Annotated in this window: 16 protein-coding genes and 1 pseudogene; 11 read left to right on the top strand and 6 right to left on the bottom strand. The window is 38.4% G+C overall.

Going from position 1 to position 14,434, the window contains the following annotated elements; all coding sequences use genetic code 11:
- Nucleotides 1-32 precede the first annotated feature (32 nt).
- Both M028_RS0109190 and M028_RS0109185 read right to left on the bottom strand, forming a co-directional pair.
- Nucleotides 33-485, bottom strand: coding sequence for a cupredoxin domain-containing protein (locus M028_RS0109190; RefSeq protein WP_026573663.1), 453 nt, complete (start codon nt 483-485; stop codon nt 33-35).
- Nucleotides 486-665: 180 nt separating this feature from the next.
- On the bottom strand, nt 666-2,339 hold the full coding sequence (locus M028_RS0109185) for a ribonuclease J (RefSeq protein WP_026573662.1): 1,674 nt from the start codon (nt 2,337-2,339) through the stop codon (nt 666-668).
- A gap of 205 nt (nt 2,340-2,544) precedes the next feature.
- Here M028_RS0109185 and M028_RS0109180 point away from each other — a divergent pair, with 205 nt between their 5' ends.
- The 4 genes from M028_RS0109180 (at nt 2,545) to M028_RS0109165 (ending at nt 6,813) form a co-directional block, all read left to right on the top strand.
- The gene (locus M028_RS0109180) at nt 2,545-2,985 is read left to right on the top strand and encodes a ferritin-like domain-containing protein (RefSeq protein ID WP_026573661.1); all 441 of its coding nucleotides are present in this window, start codon (nt 2,545-2,547) and stop codon (nt 2,983-2,985) included.
- A gap of 112 nt (nt 2,986-3,097) precedes the next feature.
- Nucleotides 3,098-4,597, top strand: coding sequence for a spore germination protein (locus M028_RS0109175; RefSeq protein WP_026573660.1), 1,500 nt, complete (start codon nt 3,098-3,100; stop codon nt 4,595-4,597).
- Nucleotides 4,587-5,693 carry a GerAB/ArcD/ProY family transporter gene (locus M028_RS0109170; protein WP_026573659.1) on the top strand — a complete coding sequence of 369 codons (1,107 nt, stop codon included), beginning with the start codon at nt 4,587-4,589 and terminating at the stop codon, nt 5,691-5,693. The genes M028_RS0109175 and M028_RS0109170 overlap by 11 nt, the downstream gene beginning before the upstream one ends.
- Nucleotides 5,677-6,813, top strand: a complete 1,137-nt coding sequence (locus M028_RS0109165; protein WP_155925537.1) for a Ger(x)C family spore germination protein — start codon at nt 5,677-5,679, stop codon at nt 6,811-6,813. The genes M028_RS0109170 and M028_RS0109165 overlap by 17 nt, the downstream gene beginning before the upstream one ends.
- A gap of 103 nt (nt 6,814-6,916) precedes the next feature.
- On the opposite strand, the gene M028_RS0109160 is transcribed toward M028_RS0109165, so the two are convergent.
- Entirely contained in the window at nt 6,917-7,474 is a 558-nt protein-coding gene (locus M028_RS0109160; RefSeq protein ID WP_035424010.1) for a cysteine hydrolase family protein, read from the bottom strand.
- Between the two features lie 437 nt (nt 7,475-7,911).
- Nucleotides 7,912-9,066 carry an amidohydrolase gene (locus M028_RS0109155; protein WP_026573656.1) on the bottom strand — a complete coding sequence of 385 codons (1,155 nt, stop codon included), beginning with the start codon at nt 9,064-9,066 and terminating at the stop codon, nt 7,912-7,914.
- A gap of 225 nt (nt 9,067-9,291) precedes the next feature.
- Between M028_RS0109155 and M028_RS0109150 the strand changes: the two genes are divergently transcribed.
- Both M028_RS0109150 and M028_RS0109145 read left to right on the top strand, forming a co-directional pair.
- A complete protein-coding gene (locus M028_RS0109150) occupies nt 9,292-10,296 on the top strand; it encodes a glutathione S-transferase family protein (RefSeq protein WP_035424008.1) in 1,005 nt (334 codons plus the stop codon).
- Between the two features lie 7 nt (nt 10,297-10,303).
- Entirely contained in the window at nt 10,304-10,804 is a 501-nt protein-coding gene (locus M028_RS0109145; RefSeq protein WP_026573654.1) for a GNAT family N-acetyltransferase, read from the top strand.
- Between the two features lie 141 nt (nt 10,805-10,945).
- On the opposite strand, the gene M028_RS0109140 is transcribed toward M028_RS0109145, so the two are convergent.
- Nucleotides 10,946-11,458 (bottom strand): CBO0543 family protein, encoded by a 513-nt coding sequence (locus M028_RS0109140; RefSeq protein WP_026573653.1) that lies wholly within the window; start codon nt 11,456-11,458, stop codon nt 10,946-10,948.
- Nucleotides 11,459-11,561: 103 nt separating this feature from the next.
- Here M028_RS0109140 and M028_RS0109135 point away from each other — a divergent pair, with 103 nt between their 5' ends.
- The gene (locus M028_RS0109135) at nt 11,562-11,858 is read left to right on the top strand and encodes an antibiotic biosynthesis monooxygenase family protein (RefSeq protein WP_026573652.1); all 297 of its coding nucleotides are present in this window, start codon (nt 11,562-11,564) and stop codon (nt 11,856-11,858) included.
- A gap of 46 nt (nt 11,859-11,904) precedes the next feature.
- Here M028_RS0109135 and M028_RS0109130 read toward each other — a convergent pair whose 3' ends face one another.
- Nucleotides 11,905-12,201: a hypothetical protein gene (locus M028_RS0109130; protein ID WP_026573651.1), complete on the bottom strand. Its 297-nt coding sequence runs from the start codon at nt 12,199-12,201 to the stop codon at nt 11,905-11,907.
- 169 nt (nt 12,202-12,370) lie between these two features.
- Here M028_RS0109130 and M028_RS29685 point away from each other — a divergent pair, with 169 nt between their 5' ends.
- The 4 genes and pseudogenes from M028_RS29685 to M028_RS29680 all read left to right on the top strand — a co-directional run.
- Nucleotides 12,371-12,583: a hypothetical protein gene (locus M028_RS29685; protein ID WP_035424006.1), complete on the top strand. Its 213-nt coding sequence runs from the start codon at nt 12,371-12,373 to the stop codon at nt 12,581-12,583.
- A 126-nt stretch (nt 12,584-12,709) separates the two neighbouring features.
- Nucleotides 12,710-13,036 (top strand): hypothetical protein, encoded by a 327-nt coding sequence (locus M028_RS0109120; protein WP_026573650.1) that lies wholly within the window; start codon nt 12,710-12,712, stop codon nt 13,034-13,036.
- Between the two features lie 217 nt (nt 13,037-13,253).
- Nucleotides 13,254-13,709 carry a DUF2269 family protein gene (locus M028_RS0109115; protein WP_081810698.1) on the top strand — a complete coding sequence of 152 codons (456 nt, stop codon included), beginning with the start codon at nt 13,254-13,256 and terminating at the stop codon, nt 13,707-13,709.
- 502 nt (nt 13,710-14,211) lie between these two features.
- Nucleotides 14,212-14,434, top strand: a pseudogene (locus M028_RS29680) (transposase); the annotation flags it as partial.

The raw sequence follows: 14,434 nt of genomic DNA, 5'->3' as shown, positions 1-14,434 counted from the left end.
TTTATTAGAAAATCCCTTTTATAGAAAAAATACTAATCTACTATTAATTTTCCCGTCATTTTAGAATGTCCTGCTCCGCATACTACAGAACAGTGGTATTCAAATGTCCCAGTTTTATTAGCAATAAATTCAGCACTTTTATTCCCCTGAATGTTAACATTGAATGCTGGAAGTGCAAAGCCATGACCGCCGTCATCACTTTGGAGAATGATTTTTACTTTATCACCCTTTTTAACATGGATCACTTTTTTATCGTATTCAAAATCCTTTGCCATAACCTTGATAGTAACTACATTTCCTGTAGAAGCATTTTTTGCGGCAACCTTTTGTGTATTCTCGGTTTTAGCTGTCTGTGTTGTGGTATCTGACTTTTTGCTAGAAGATGTCGTCGTGTTTGAAGAATTATTACTAGTGCTTCCACATGCGCTTAACATCATTACCATTAAAGCCACTGCTGCAAATAAAAAGCCCATTCTCTTTTTCATAGGTAAGATTTCTCCTCTCGAATTTTAATACCTATAAAACGTAACATATATTTACAGAGACAAAATGAAGGGTCTCTGAAAAAATTATTAAAAACGAATGAATGTCGTTTTAAGGTTTAGAACCGATACTGAAAATACGAAAAATGACTCAGTGCAGTGAACTGAGCCATTTTTGTGAATTTAGATTTCAATAATGATCGGCAGAATCATCGGCTTTCTCTTTGTTTGGGTGAATAGATATTGTCCAACTGATTTTTTAATATTTTGTTTAATGACACTCCATTGCCGTACATTATCTTCTTGTAAGTCGATGACGGTTTTTTTAACCAGACGATTTACTTCCTTAAGGAGATCGTCCGAATTTTTTACAAAGACGAAACCGCGGGTAATCGTGTCCGGACCGGAAATAATTTTTCGGTCTGATTTACTGATTGTAATCACAACCACCAGCATTCCATCTTCAGAAAGCTGCTTGCGATCACGCAGCACGACTTCGCCGATGTCTCCAACCCCCATACCATCCACATACGTATCCCCGGCAGGGATACTGCGAGTCTGACGTGCAACGGAATTTTCAATATCAACAACGTCACCATTTTTAATAATAAAGGTGTTACCTTTTTCTACTCCAACAGATTCCGCCAGCAACTGGTGATGATGGAGCATTCTGTATTCACCATGTATCGGAATAAAATAGGTTGGTTTCATCAAGGTAAGCATAAGCTTTAGATCTTCCTGATACCCATGCCCGGAAACATGCATTCCGGTTGAACTTCCGGAGCCATAAATGACTCTTGCGCCTAGTTTAAAGAGATTATCAATAATCCGCGATACATCTTTTTCATTTCCAGGTATAGGGGATGCTGCTAAAATAACGGTGTCGTCTGGATAAATTGCGACATCCCGATAGCTTCCGCTAGCAAGGCGGGCGAGAGCCGCCATTGGTTCTCCCTGGCTCCCGGTACATAAAATTGCTACTCTTTCAGGCGGCAATGGATCAACATCACGTGCCTCAATCAACATCCCTTCAGGTACGGTTAAATACCCACGTTCGATTGCAACACCTACAACATTTACCATGCTTCGGCCGAGCAGTGCCAGCTTTCGATTCGTCAACATGGCTGCATTGACAACCTGCTGAATCCGATTCACATTCGATGCAAACGTAGATACAATGATTTTTCCATGGGCTTTCATAAAGGCCTCGTCCATATGGTCACCGACCATTTGCTCGGATGGAGACAGCCCTTTACGCTCAGCATTGGTGCTTTCAGAGATTAACGCTAGAACCCCCTCGCTGCCAATCTTGGCCATTTTATGAATATCGGATGATTCATTATTGGCAGGAGTTAAATCAAATTTAAAGTCGCCTGTATGGACGACATTCCCTTCAGGTGTGTGAAAAACAATCCCCAGACAATCTGGAATACTGTGGCTCGTTTTAAAAAAGGAAACTTTCATTTTACCAAGTTCTAGTATGGAGTCAGAGTCAATCTGTAAGAGTTTCGTGTCACCTTTGAGGCGGTGTTCCTCCAACTTCAGTTCAATCAAACCAAGGGTAAATCGAGTTGCATAGATAGGAACATTTATTTTTCGTAAAATGTATGGGATTCCGCCGATATGGTCCTCGTGTCCATGGGTCACAATCATCCCGCGGATTTTTTCCTGATTTTCCTCAAGGTAGGTAATGTCAGGGATAATTAGGTCAATTCCTAATAAACTTTCATCGGGAAACTTACCTCCGCAGTCGATAATGACGATATCATCTGCATATTGGACCACATACATGTTTTTACCGATTTCGTTGATGCCGCCTAAAGCGAAAATGGACAATGTATTTTCACGAGTACTCAAGTTTATACCTCCCAAAGCCAAATAGATAAATTTAGTATTCCCGTTTCGAAATTCTTTATTTAAAATAGAGCTTTTTAAGGGATAGTCATATACTAATCAATCGTTAAATTTAATCGGACAAGATATTATGCAAAAAAAATTTGTATATGCACCCAGCATCTCACTTTTCCATAGGATAGTAAGAATATAACGGGGAGGGTATGGGATGTATCCATATACAAATTATCATGATGCTCTTTTTAGACAACCAAACACTTTAATCAGTGATGTTGAAAAGGCTGTCAACGGTGAGTATAGTGCAATCAATTGTTATTCAAAATTAGCAAATATGGCTAAAAATGAGGAAGAACGGCAGAGAATCCTTGAAATTCGTCAAGATGAAGTCAAGCATTTTCAACAATTCCAGCAAATATATGTGAGTCTCACGGGGAGACAACCGCAGCCGAAGATTGTGGAGGAGTGTCCGGCGGCTTATTTAGACGGGTTAGAATTTGCGCTAAAAGATGAACAAAAAACGGTTGATTTTTATATGGAAATTGCCGATACAGCTACAACGGAGCATATAAAAGAAGTATTTCGGAGAGCTGCAGCAGACGAGCAAAACCATGCGGTGTGGTTTCTTTACTATTTTACTAAACATAAATAACAGTCGATAGAACCCAGAGTAACCTACTTCAGGGTTCTTTTTCATTTCTAGGGATAAGTTAGGAAAAATTTGAAGAACATAAAATGAACATTTTAGACATAGGAGTTCATTTATGAAACGACCTTTATTTAATCATGAACCAAATAAAAAGCCTTCAGACATTGGAAAGTCTGCATTCGAGTGCCGTGTAGAGTTTATTAAGGATGCTTTTGGTAACACCGAGGATTTGTTAATGCTTCCTATTCTATATCATGAGGAGAAAGGAATTCTTTTCTATTTAGAAACCATTTCAGATTCGGAGAAAATCCAGGAAAGTATCTTAGTTCCTTTAAGTAAAAATCCAGAATTAGACTTTGGTGACATTCCATATACTGCTGAAACAAAAAGTAAGATTATGCTTGAAGATACCATAAATGCATTGTTACAAGGAAATACAATTTTGATCGTTCAAGGAGAGGATGATCTCTTTTCATTTAATACAAAGAAAGACTTATCACGAACCCCCAAGGAACCCGATAGTGAAAAAACTGTAAGAGGATCACATGTTGGATTTGTTGAAAGTCTATCTACAAATTTAGGCTTTATCAGGCAAGGGATTCAGAATAAACAGCTTAGAATTAATTATTATCGTACCGGTCAATATACGAACACCCAATTAGCCGTTGTCTATATGGAGGGTATATCAAACCTTACGTTGGTAAAAAGACTTGAAGAAAGACTTAAAACGCTATCCACAGATATGACTTTTAGCCCCGGGTATTTAGAAGAGTTAATTGAGGATCAGCCATTTTCTCCGTTTCCACATATACTCTTCACAGAAAGGCCTGACCGGACCATTGCCCAATTAATGGAGGGGAGAATCATCTTATTGTCTGAAGGAAGCTGTGATGTTCTTGTTTTTCCAGTATCATTTTTCTCCTTCTTTCAAACGTCTGATGATTACAACAGCCGGATTCTAACAGGCTCTGCTTTTCGACTTTTAAGAGTAACGAGCTTTTTTCTCTCACTTTTATTACCAGCTTTATATATTGCAGTGATTGGCTTCCATTTTGAAATTATCCCGAATGAAATTTTAGTTCTTGTAAAAAACTCGGTAGAGAACATTCCGTTTCCACCTTTAATCGAGGCAATGATTATGGCGTTCACGATTGAATTAATCAGAGAAGCAGGAATTCGCCTTCCTTCGCCAATAGGACAAACAATTGGGATTGTCGGTGGTCTCATCATCGGGGATGCAATTGTTTCTGCAGGATTAGTATCAAATATTATGGTTATCGTGATTGCCCTTACGTCTATATCATCCTATACGATTGCATCCTATGAAATGAGTAATACTGTCCGGCTGTTAACCTTTCCAATTATGCTTTCTGCCGCTACTTTTGGTTTTGTCGGAATCATATTTTCTTTAATGTTTATCGTTGGTCACCTTTGCAAACTTGAGTCACTTGGAACACCGTATTTTACACCTGTTGCTCCGTTTAATCTACAAGGGATGAAGGATGCCATCATTCGATTTCCAATTTGGCTTTTAAAGTTCCGGCCTAGAGAGTTATTAGTTCAAAATAAAAAACGACTAAATCGACCAAGAAGATGGGAAAAAAATGAAGAATGAAAATCAAATTACGAAGCTTCAGCTCATTACCTTTTTAATACAGACTCAAATAGGGGTGGCTTTTCTTTCTTTACCATACGCTATTCATAAATTTGCAAAAGGAGATAGCTGGATATCCCTTCTTCTTACAGGCATTATGATGGAGGGTCTTGCTATTTTCTATCTGATTTTATGTAATCGGTTCCCTAAGCAGCATTTATTTCAAATCCTGCAATCCATTTTGGGAAAGTTTTTGGGAAAATGCTTAACCCTTTTTTATGCATTTTATTTCTTACTAACTGGCTCCACCATTCTAATTTTATTTGTCTACATTATAAAAAAATGGATGCTCATTTACACTCCTTATTGGGTGATCCTTATTTTGATGTGTTCCATCGGAATTTACATGGCGGTCGAAAATCTTAAGGTAATTGCCAGGTTTTATTTTATCGCTACTTTTGTTTTATTCGTTTTTATATTAATTGCTCCAATAGCTTTCGGAAGTGGAAATATCCATCATATCATGCCGATTGGTCATTCTGGAATTTTGAACATTATAAAAGGAGCTTCACATGCCACATTAGCATGGCAGGGGATGGAAATGTTTTTGATTGTATCACCTTTTGTAATGGCAACAGGAAAGGGGCGGGTAAAAGCTGTTACATTGGCTAATTTATTTATCACCCTATTGTATTCATTCCTAACCTTTGTCTGCTTAATTTACTTTAGTAATGACGAAATGCTGCTGCTTCCAGAGCCTGTCCTTTATCTTTTAAAGTCATTTACTTTCAAAATTATCGAAAGACCTGATTTAATCCTTATTTCTCTGTGGATTATTTTGGTGGGGACATCCTTTATAAGCTACCTTTACGGTGCATCTTTAGCAGGCACTTTTTTAATAAAAAAATGGAATAGAAAGTCTTTCGTTTATTTATCAGCCATCATTTGTTTTACTTTTGCCCTATTCTTTAATAATCAAAAAGCGATAGAAAAATTAACGCAGTTCACTACCTATGTTGGTTTCATCTTTTTTATGGCTGTTCCTATATCTCTTTTAATCATATCCCTTTTATTTAGAAAGAGGCAGAAGGGTGTATTTAATGCAAATAACAATTAGATGGTTTATGGTAGTTTGTATTCCGTTTTTCTTAACAGGCTGTTGGGATCAGCGGCTTTTGAAAGAGCAAAAAATAATTGAACTGATTGGATATGATGTTGGCCTAAAGGGGGAAGTAGTTGCTAGTACCTCGTACCCAATTGGTTTAGGAAGTTCAGGAAATTTAACTTCTAGCTCAACAACTTCTTCGAAAAGCACTATTCTTACCTCAAATGGAGCAACTGCATTAGATACGTTGTTACAGGAGGATCTAAAAATTTCTGAAAGAATTGACACTTCGAAAACTCAAGTAATTCTTTTCGGAGAGAGGATTGCAGCAAAAGGTCTCTATCAGGAACTTGATTCTATTTATCGGAATCCTAAAGGTGCTCTTGGTGCAAAAGTGGCTATTATTGAAGGTAGGGCGACTGATGCCATTAGCTTAAAACAGGAAGAGGCTAATTTAAACGGACGTTATTACGATGAGTTTTTAAAAAGTGGGGTAGCTACCGGGTTTTATACTGACTATAATGTTCAATCAGTTTGCCCTTTATTACTAAAGCATACAAAAGACCCGTTGCTGCCGCTGATCAAAATCCATAGTGAGGGTCATCGGGCAGAGTCTGTAGGTATGGCCCTATTTAATAATGAAAAAATGACCGGAAAAATAACGATTCCGGAAGCAAAGCTATTTTTACTACTTAGTGGAGGCATAAAACAGCAGGTTTCCTTCTTGGTGAAAACGAATCATCGTAATAAACAAAACCAATTGAATTATGTAATTGTTGAAATTCTCAATTCTCGGCCAAAGACAAAATTAAATGTGAAAAATGATGCAGTTACAGCTAATTTAGCCTTAAAGCTCCAATATCGGATTAGAGAATTTCCTAAAAATCATTTAACCAGTCCGTTGCTTTTAAAACAGCTCAATAACGAAATAAAAGCAGGATTAACCAATACTTCCAAAAAAATGATATCAAAGTTACAAAAAGCGAATTGTGATGGATTTGGAATAGAAGAGGAAATCAGGGTCCATCATCATCGGCTTTGGGAGGAAAAATATAAAAATATAGCAATTAAAGAGATCCCAATAAAGGTAAACCTTCAATTGGAGCTGCTGAATTCTGGAATCATTAATTAACGGTGGATTTGTGTTTCATCAAAAAAAGATTACGGCCATGAGACAGTTCTTTGTGGCCGTAATCAACAAATAGGTTCTCCTATTGCTTATTGAAAAATAGTTATCAGTATGTTGTTTTAACAAGGAAATCATCGGTTGTTTTGATGGCAGCATATAGGCTTCCAAGTGCCGCCATAAACGCAGCGTGGACATCTACAGCCTTAATGGTTTTATTGTTAAAGGTAAGATCCGGGCATGTACATGCATCTTCAAGGATTGTACAACTAAAGCCAAGGTCTACAGCCGCACGGCTTGTTGCATCGATACACATATGGCTCATCATGCCAACAATGATTACATGTTCGATACCTAGATTTTTTAATTCTGCTTCTAATGAAGTATGTAGAAAACTGTTTGGGAAATGCTTTTGAATCACAGTTTCACTTTCTAATGGTGTAACACTTTGATGAATCTGAACTCCTTCTGTGTCCGGTACAAAAAATGGTGCCTGTGTATCTTTGAAAATGTGTTGAATGTGAAAAAGAGGGAGATTGTTTTCACGAAAATAATCTAAGATAGCCCTCGCATTTTTCGCAGCTTCTTCTGTTTCATGGAGTGGCATTTTTCCTCCAGGAAAATAATCGTTTTGGATATCAACTAGAATTAAAGCGGTCTTGTCCAATTTATATACCCCTTTCACTATCAAAATATTGGATTACCATTGTACATAATATTCGGCATCACTAAATTAATTACCTTTTTCAATGAATCATCTTTGAGATAAAACAGTCGAGGTCATTGAGGGTGTAGCGGAATCAGATAAGAAAAAGGAAAAGTGTCTCCAATAAGAGTTGATTGTTTCGATGATTATAGAAAAAGAGAGGGCATGTGGGAACTATTAGGTTTCATAATGCCCTTAGCGAAAGAAAAAAGTGTAATTCCGGGAAGCATCAGGATTTCATAGTGCCCGTGGGGAAGAAAAACAAAAAAGATTGGGAACTTTCAGGTTCTCATAGTGTCCGCAATCAAAGAAAAAGAAGTGGTACGGGACCTATTAGAAGGGTATAGTTCCCGTATTCAAACAACAAATGGTTCAAGCTAAACCCAACCAAAAAAAGTTTATTCTTGCTTTAATTTCCCCAATGCCTCTATAGCCAAAAGCTGAAAATATTCAGATGCAGGTAGAAGGGCCGCTTCATCTACAACAAACTTCGGATGGTGTAAATCGAAAGGACCGCCTGACCCAATCATCACAAAAGCACCTGGAAGCTTTCCCTGGTAAAAGGCAAAATCCTCGCCAATGGAACTGGCCTCAACTACTTTTGTCTTGTAGCCGGCTTTAGCCCCAACCTCAATCGCAAAATCTGCCCATTCAGGCGTATTATCCACGGATGGTGGCCCCGGATGCCAACCAAGCTTTACCTTCGCATTAAACGTCACACCGATTCCGTGTAAAATTTGTTCCATGCGTTTCTGAATAAAAGCTCGCTGGGTCTTACTAAATGTCCGGACTGTTCCTTCCAGATAGGCAGTATCCGGAATTACATTCCATGTTGAGCCGCTATGAATTTGCGTAATACTTACAACAGCGGTCTCCTTTGGCGGCACATTCCGGCTGATAATCGTTTGCAGAGCGGAAATGATATGCCCGGTGATGATAATCGGGTCATTTCCTTCTTCCGGTTTGGCCGCATGAGCCCCAGTTGCGGTAACCTGAATTTCAAAACGGTCGACTCCGGCAGTCAGCGCACCATGCTTTGTCCCTAGTTCACCAACCTGAAGAGTCGGATCATTATGGAGTCCGAAAATCACGTCCACATCATCTAATACATGGGTGTCGAGGATTGCTCTAGCACCATGACCCGTTTCCTCCGCAGGTTGAAAAATCAGTCGAATGGTTCCGGCTAAGTCGTCCGCTTCCTTTTTTAATAAAAAAGCTGTTCCTAAAATGACAGAGGTATGAAAATCATGCCCGCAAGCGTGCATTACGCCTTGACGTTTTGAGGTAAAGCTTACCTCGGATTGTTCCAAAATTGGCAATGCATCAATATCGCAACGAAGCGCAATAGTTGGACCGGGTTTACTTCCCTTAATTTCAGCTACCACACCTGTTTTCAGCGGCAGGTTAAGGATGCTAATATTTTGCGATAGCAGCGCTTCTTTAATTTTTCTCGTCGTTTCAAATTCTTCATTTGACAATTCTGGCTCCAAATGAAGATTTCGTCTGAAGTTCACTAAATAATCCCCTAATTCCTTCACTTGCAAGGTGCTCATCTCCCTAACGAATTTAGGTACTATGGTAAGTATCTCGAATAAAGAAGTCAATTAATCAGGCCTCAGTAATTTCAGAATATTCAACCTGTATTGATTGACTTAAAAACATAGAAAAGTCTAAAATGAATTAAACCTATTGAAAAACTTATATTTAACAGAAAAAATCCCCATATATTTGAGTAGCTCATGTAAAATCCAATATTTAATTCTTGAGAGGTGACCACCATGCCAAAAAACGAAACGACTTCAGGAACTGTTACGGAAATAAGCTCCAATGGTTCTTTTAAACGTCAAAAAAATAGATTTACTACGCCCTTTGGTACAAACGAGGGTGAGCTTCTGGTAGAAGCAGGCAGATACCGGCTGTTATGGTCCGCCGTTTGTCCTTGGGCACATCGGTCGGTGATTGTTCGAAGAGTACTAGGATTAGAGGACGTTATTAGTTTGGGAACTGCAAGTCCAATGCGTCCAAAGCTTGCGCATGTGGACTGGGAATTTTCTTTGGATGAGAACGGTGTAGACCCAGTTCTAGGAATACGCTACCTAAGTGAAATCTACAAAAAAACTGACCCCGATTATATGGGACGGCCAACGGTTCCTGTATTTGTTGATGTGAAGGAACAAAAGGTCGTTAACAATGATTATTTTAAACTAACAAACTATCTTGAAACTTCTTGGGCACCGTTTCATAAGGAAAATGCACCGAATTTGTATCCGGAACACTTACGTGAAGAGATTGATGCTCTAAACGACGTCATCTTCCATGAAGTGAACAATGGGGTGTATAAATGCGGTTTTGCCCAATCGCAGGAAGCCTATGAAGAGGCGTATGATGTTCTTTTTGCCCGACTCGATGTACTAGAGCAGCGCCTTGCGAAGCAGCGGTTCCTATTTGGTGATTATATTACCGACTCAGATGTTAGACTTTATGCAACGCTGGTTCGATTTGATTGTGCCTATTATTCAGCATTCAAATGTAATCGAAATCGTATTGTGGATTTTCCAAACTTATGGGGCTATTTACGTGATTTATATCAAACACCTGGCTTTGGTGATACAACAGATTTTGATGCGATCAAGAGGCACTATCATTTATCAAACCATATCGCAAGTGATGACCAAAAAGGCCATAACAGCATTTTGCCTAAAGGTCCAGATCTGTCAGGTCTATATTCCGAGCATAACCGCCATGAATTAAGCAAGAAGGAAGAAAAATTTTTAAGGGGATGAGGGGCTATTGATTATACGTGAGTCACGATTGGAGGAATTGCCTTTTATTCGTGAACAGAGAGTCCAGGCTTACCAGGAGCATGCTGCCCGTATTCCTGAAGGTCATTGGAATACGTTGAAAAACGGCATTTCCTCAGAAGGGGATTTGCATCCAGGGGCGGTTCGGATTGTTGCCGAAAGGGATGGTGCAATAGTAGGCAGTGTGGTGTTATTCCCGGCAAAAACGGATGCTTACGAAGGGCTGTTGGAGGAGCTGGATTATCCCGAAATTAGAATGCTCGCTGTCACGCCGGAAGCCCGTGGTAAAGGTGTGGCGAAGTCGTTGATTTTAGAATGTATATCACGTGCAAAGGCGCTTGGACATAGTGCAATTGGGCTCCATACCGGAGAATTCATGGAAAGTGCGATGCGGCTTTATGAAAATCTTGGTTTTGAAAGGCTGCCGGAATTCGATTTTGAGCCTGCAAATGACGGAATCATCGTCAAAGCGTACAGGCTTTCATTTTAAAAAATCGTATCGCATATAAAATTCATCCGAAAGCAGATAAATGGTTTAGAATCGCAGATAAATTCTATTTTAACGCAGATAAAACGTTCTTAGTGCATTAAATTTGTGAAAAAGCCAGAGCGAAACCTCTGGCCTTAACAATTACTTCATTTTATCCAGGGAAACATCAAACACCAAACATAGAAAAACAGAAAAAATGACAGATAGGATAAGTGCCAGCAATGGTCTCTGATAATGAACCCGGAGCATTATGAACATAACAATTACGAATAATAGTGACCACAATAAGTTCCAGTTATGGTGATAGGTAATGGCACCCCATTTTATCGATAAAAATTCTAATATACCAAAAAGGACGACAAATAAAGAAATGTAAAGCACTTGGGAGGAGAGCCCTTTTCTAAAGGGATATTTTGAAAGGTAAATCCAAGTCGATAGTGGCATCCCTAGTAAAATAAGTAACAACATCGGTATCATCGCAAAAGGCAGCCCATTTGGCTCCATTTGCCATAGTTGATATTTATAGCATATGAGTTCGTATAAAGCATTTCCAAACGAAGCATACAGTAGTGTGGGATAATAGGGCTTCCAATTGCGGTCTGCTAACTTAAAGGCAGCGACAATCCAGATAATCGAGTAGGCAATTGCAATCATGAAGAACTCCTCAAAGTCGTTTTACTATATAATTGACAAAAAATGGATGTTACATTCGTCGTTTTAGAAATAGCTAAAGTAAATTGAACAGGAGGAGATTTTTATGATTTTAGAAGCGGCTTTGCTTCAAGTTAAACAAGGGAAAGAGCAGGAATTTGAGGAGACTTTTCGCCAAGCCTCCAAAATAATATCCTCTATGGGCGGCTATATATCCCATGAATTACAGCGCTGTCTGGAGGTTGACGGAAAATATTTGTTAACGGTGAAATGGGAGACATTAGAAGACCATATTGTTGGATTTCGACAATCAAATGAATATCAGGAATGGAAAAAACTTTTACATCATTTTTATGATCCGTTTCCTACAGTTGAACATTTCGAAAAAGTGAATCTATCTTAAATTAAAAAAGCAGTTCTACCTTATTAGAACTGCTTTTGATGTGCAATTATGCTTGTCGATAAGATTTTGCAGCGTCGACCATTAGGACAATTGCTGTAACAATATGCATGATCATTCCGACAATTGGAATCCAAGCAATGCAGGAGGTCACAATTCCGAGGATGCTCCCCGCAGCAGCACCGCCATCCTTTTTGGCTAAAACAAGTGTAATAATATGTAAAACCAGCATGATCCCCAGTGGTGTCCAAGCAAGACTTAAGACAATCGTTCCGCCTAGAATCGGAATTCCCAGTAATGCCTCTAGACCGCCCGTTACCCATTTAAGAACTTTCGAAGGTGACATTCTAAATCCCCCATAAATCTTTATTTATATATATAATATTTTTTATCCAATCTTATTCTACCATTTTAATCTAAAGCTAGAAAATAAATTCCTCTTCAATGATCATAATTACTTAAAATGGAAACTAAGGTATAATGTGCATATATATAGAAATTAGGGGGGATTTTTGGTGTCTAGTGGTCATTCACTTTTTGCATCAGAGGGCCTATTTGTCTTATTTAGCTTTTTGCCGATTATTGTTTATTTATTGCTGATTGTACTGGGAATTCTTTTCGTCATTAAAGTTATTAAGTTTATGAATGAAAAAACAAGGTTAGATCGGGAAAGAAATGAAAAGCTTGATGAACTAGTAAAGGCAATAAGAAAAAATAATGAAATTTAGTGCGTGATTAAACAAGCTTGGAGGGATCCAGGCTTTTTCATTTTTGATAAAATAGGCCAAACTCTCGCCGAATATAATTACCATGATACGTTTTTTCATCTTCTTATTGAAAGAAGGTATTTGGTGATGAAGAGCAAAATCCATCGTTGTAATTGCCGAAAAATTTGGTCCGTTCAAAACAGAAAATCTAGGGTAACCGCAAGTTCTGTTCTACTCAATGGAACCTGGACCACCGAATTAAAACCGGAACGAACATGTAACCCGAAAGGATTTGTGACAACGCAGAAAACTGGGGAAATCATCTTTAATCCAACAAGTGATCAAGTGGAGCAATTTGTAAAAGTTGCAAAACTCCTGTACGACAAAGAGAATGTTCATTTTAATATTAACCAGGGGGAATATTTGTATTTTGCGGAGGATGGAACCTGTTATGTTCTTCGGAAAAAAGGTTGAAAGGAAGAGGCATCGGGGAAAATGACCGATGCCATTTCTTTTTATTTTCCCTCCTGCAAATCAATCAAAATACAATGGATATATATGCTAAAATAGTATAACGAATGGGAAGCCATTTGGGCAATCACCGCTAATTTACGATCTGTCTGCCATTTCTATCACATGTTTTTTCCTAAGAATATGGTAAAATTAGAGATGGGAATGGAGGGGGCATACTGTGATTACTTTCTACAAAATCATCGTTTTCATACATATATTTTCAGCCATACTCGGAATGGGGCCAGGTTTTATTTTAACGACTGTGGTCAGAATGGGGAATACCATGACGGAGTTAAGGCATTCCTATAAAATTAGACATAGATTACATATTTTTGTGATGGTGGGCGGCACGTTATTGTTAATTACCGGATTGACCATGGGATTTCTAAATCCGGCACTATTTCGGATGGGGTGGTATGTAACAAGCCTTATTCTCTTTTTAATTTCCTTGGCGATGGGCCCGCTAGCGCTATCACCAAGATCGAAACCGATAAAAGCCCTATTGGAAACACATAAAGGCGAGGAAATCCCTGAGGAATATAAACGTTTAGCAAGAAGCCTTTTTCTTACCGAATACATAGAAAATTTCATTTTTATCATCATTATTACGCTGATGATATTGAAACCGTTTTAAAAAGTTAAAGGGTTCCGTTAAGGGGGGCATTCTTATTAAAGGCACAAGAAGGGACGTATGAATTGGCATACATCTTTTTCTTTATTTATCAAGGTTTCTACGAAATTTCATTTACTTTGGCCTAGCATTTTGCATCATTATTATAATGGATAATAAGTATTGTACAATTAAAAAATATGGTCAAAAACTTCTGTCATTTGCAGCACCGTTTATAGGTTGGGGGATTAGGTTAACCACCCGATCAGATAAATAGACGAAACAATTTCGCTTATATAGAAATTTCCATAAAAAAAGCTTTAAATAGTCGGAGAAATTTCCCCTATTGACTCGAAAAACGTGAAAATGGGGGATTTTGCTTTGCATAATCGGAAAATCGAGACCGTCGATTAACTCATAAAAAACCCCTTTTTCACAAACTTTATCCAAATTTTCCAATCTACTAATCACCTCACTCCATATGTACGGTAAAATTAAGATATATCTTACGTATGGAGTGATCGTGATGGCGCACATTCAATATAAATCATTTGGTCAGTTAACCCTATCAGATTATGAAGTCTTCTCTTCGGTTCCTCCCCATCCTTTTTGGAGCCGAGTGGAACAAGTGGTTGACTTTACCTTTGCAGATAAACTTTGTGAGCCGTTGTACTCCCCCAATGGACAACGTCCTTATGCCCCTTCCTTAAAATTAAAGATTCATTTTGCTCAACGCTATCACAATTACT

Source organism: Bacillus sp. UNC438CL73TsuS30 (genome assembly GCF_000482325.1).
Taxonomy (GTDB): domain Bacteria; phylum Bacillota; class Bacilli; order Bacillales; family Cytobacillaceae; genus Neobacillus.
The sequence above is the reverse complement of the archived record's forward strand: the minus strand, read 5'-3'. Positions and strand labels throughout refer to the sequence as shown.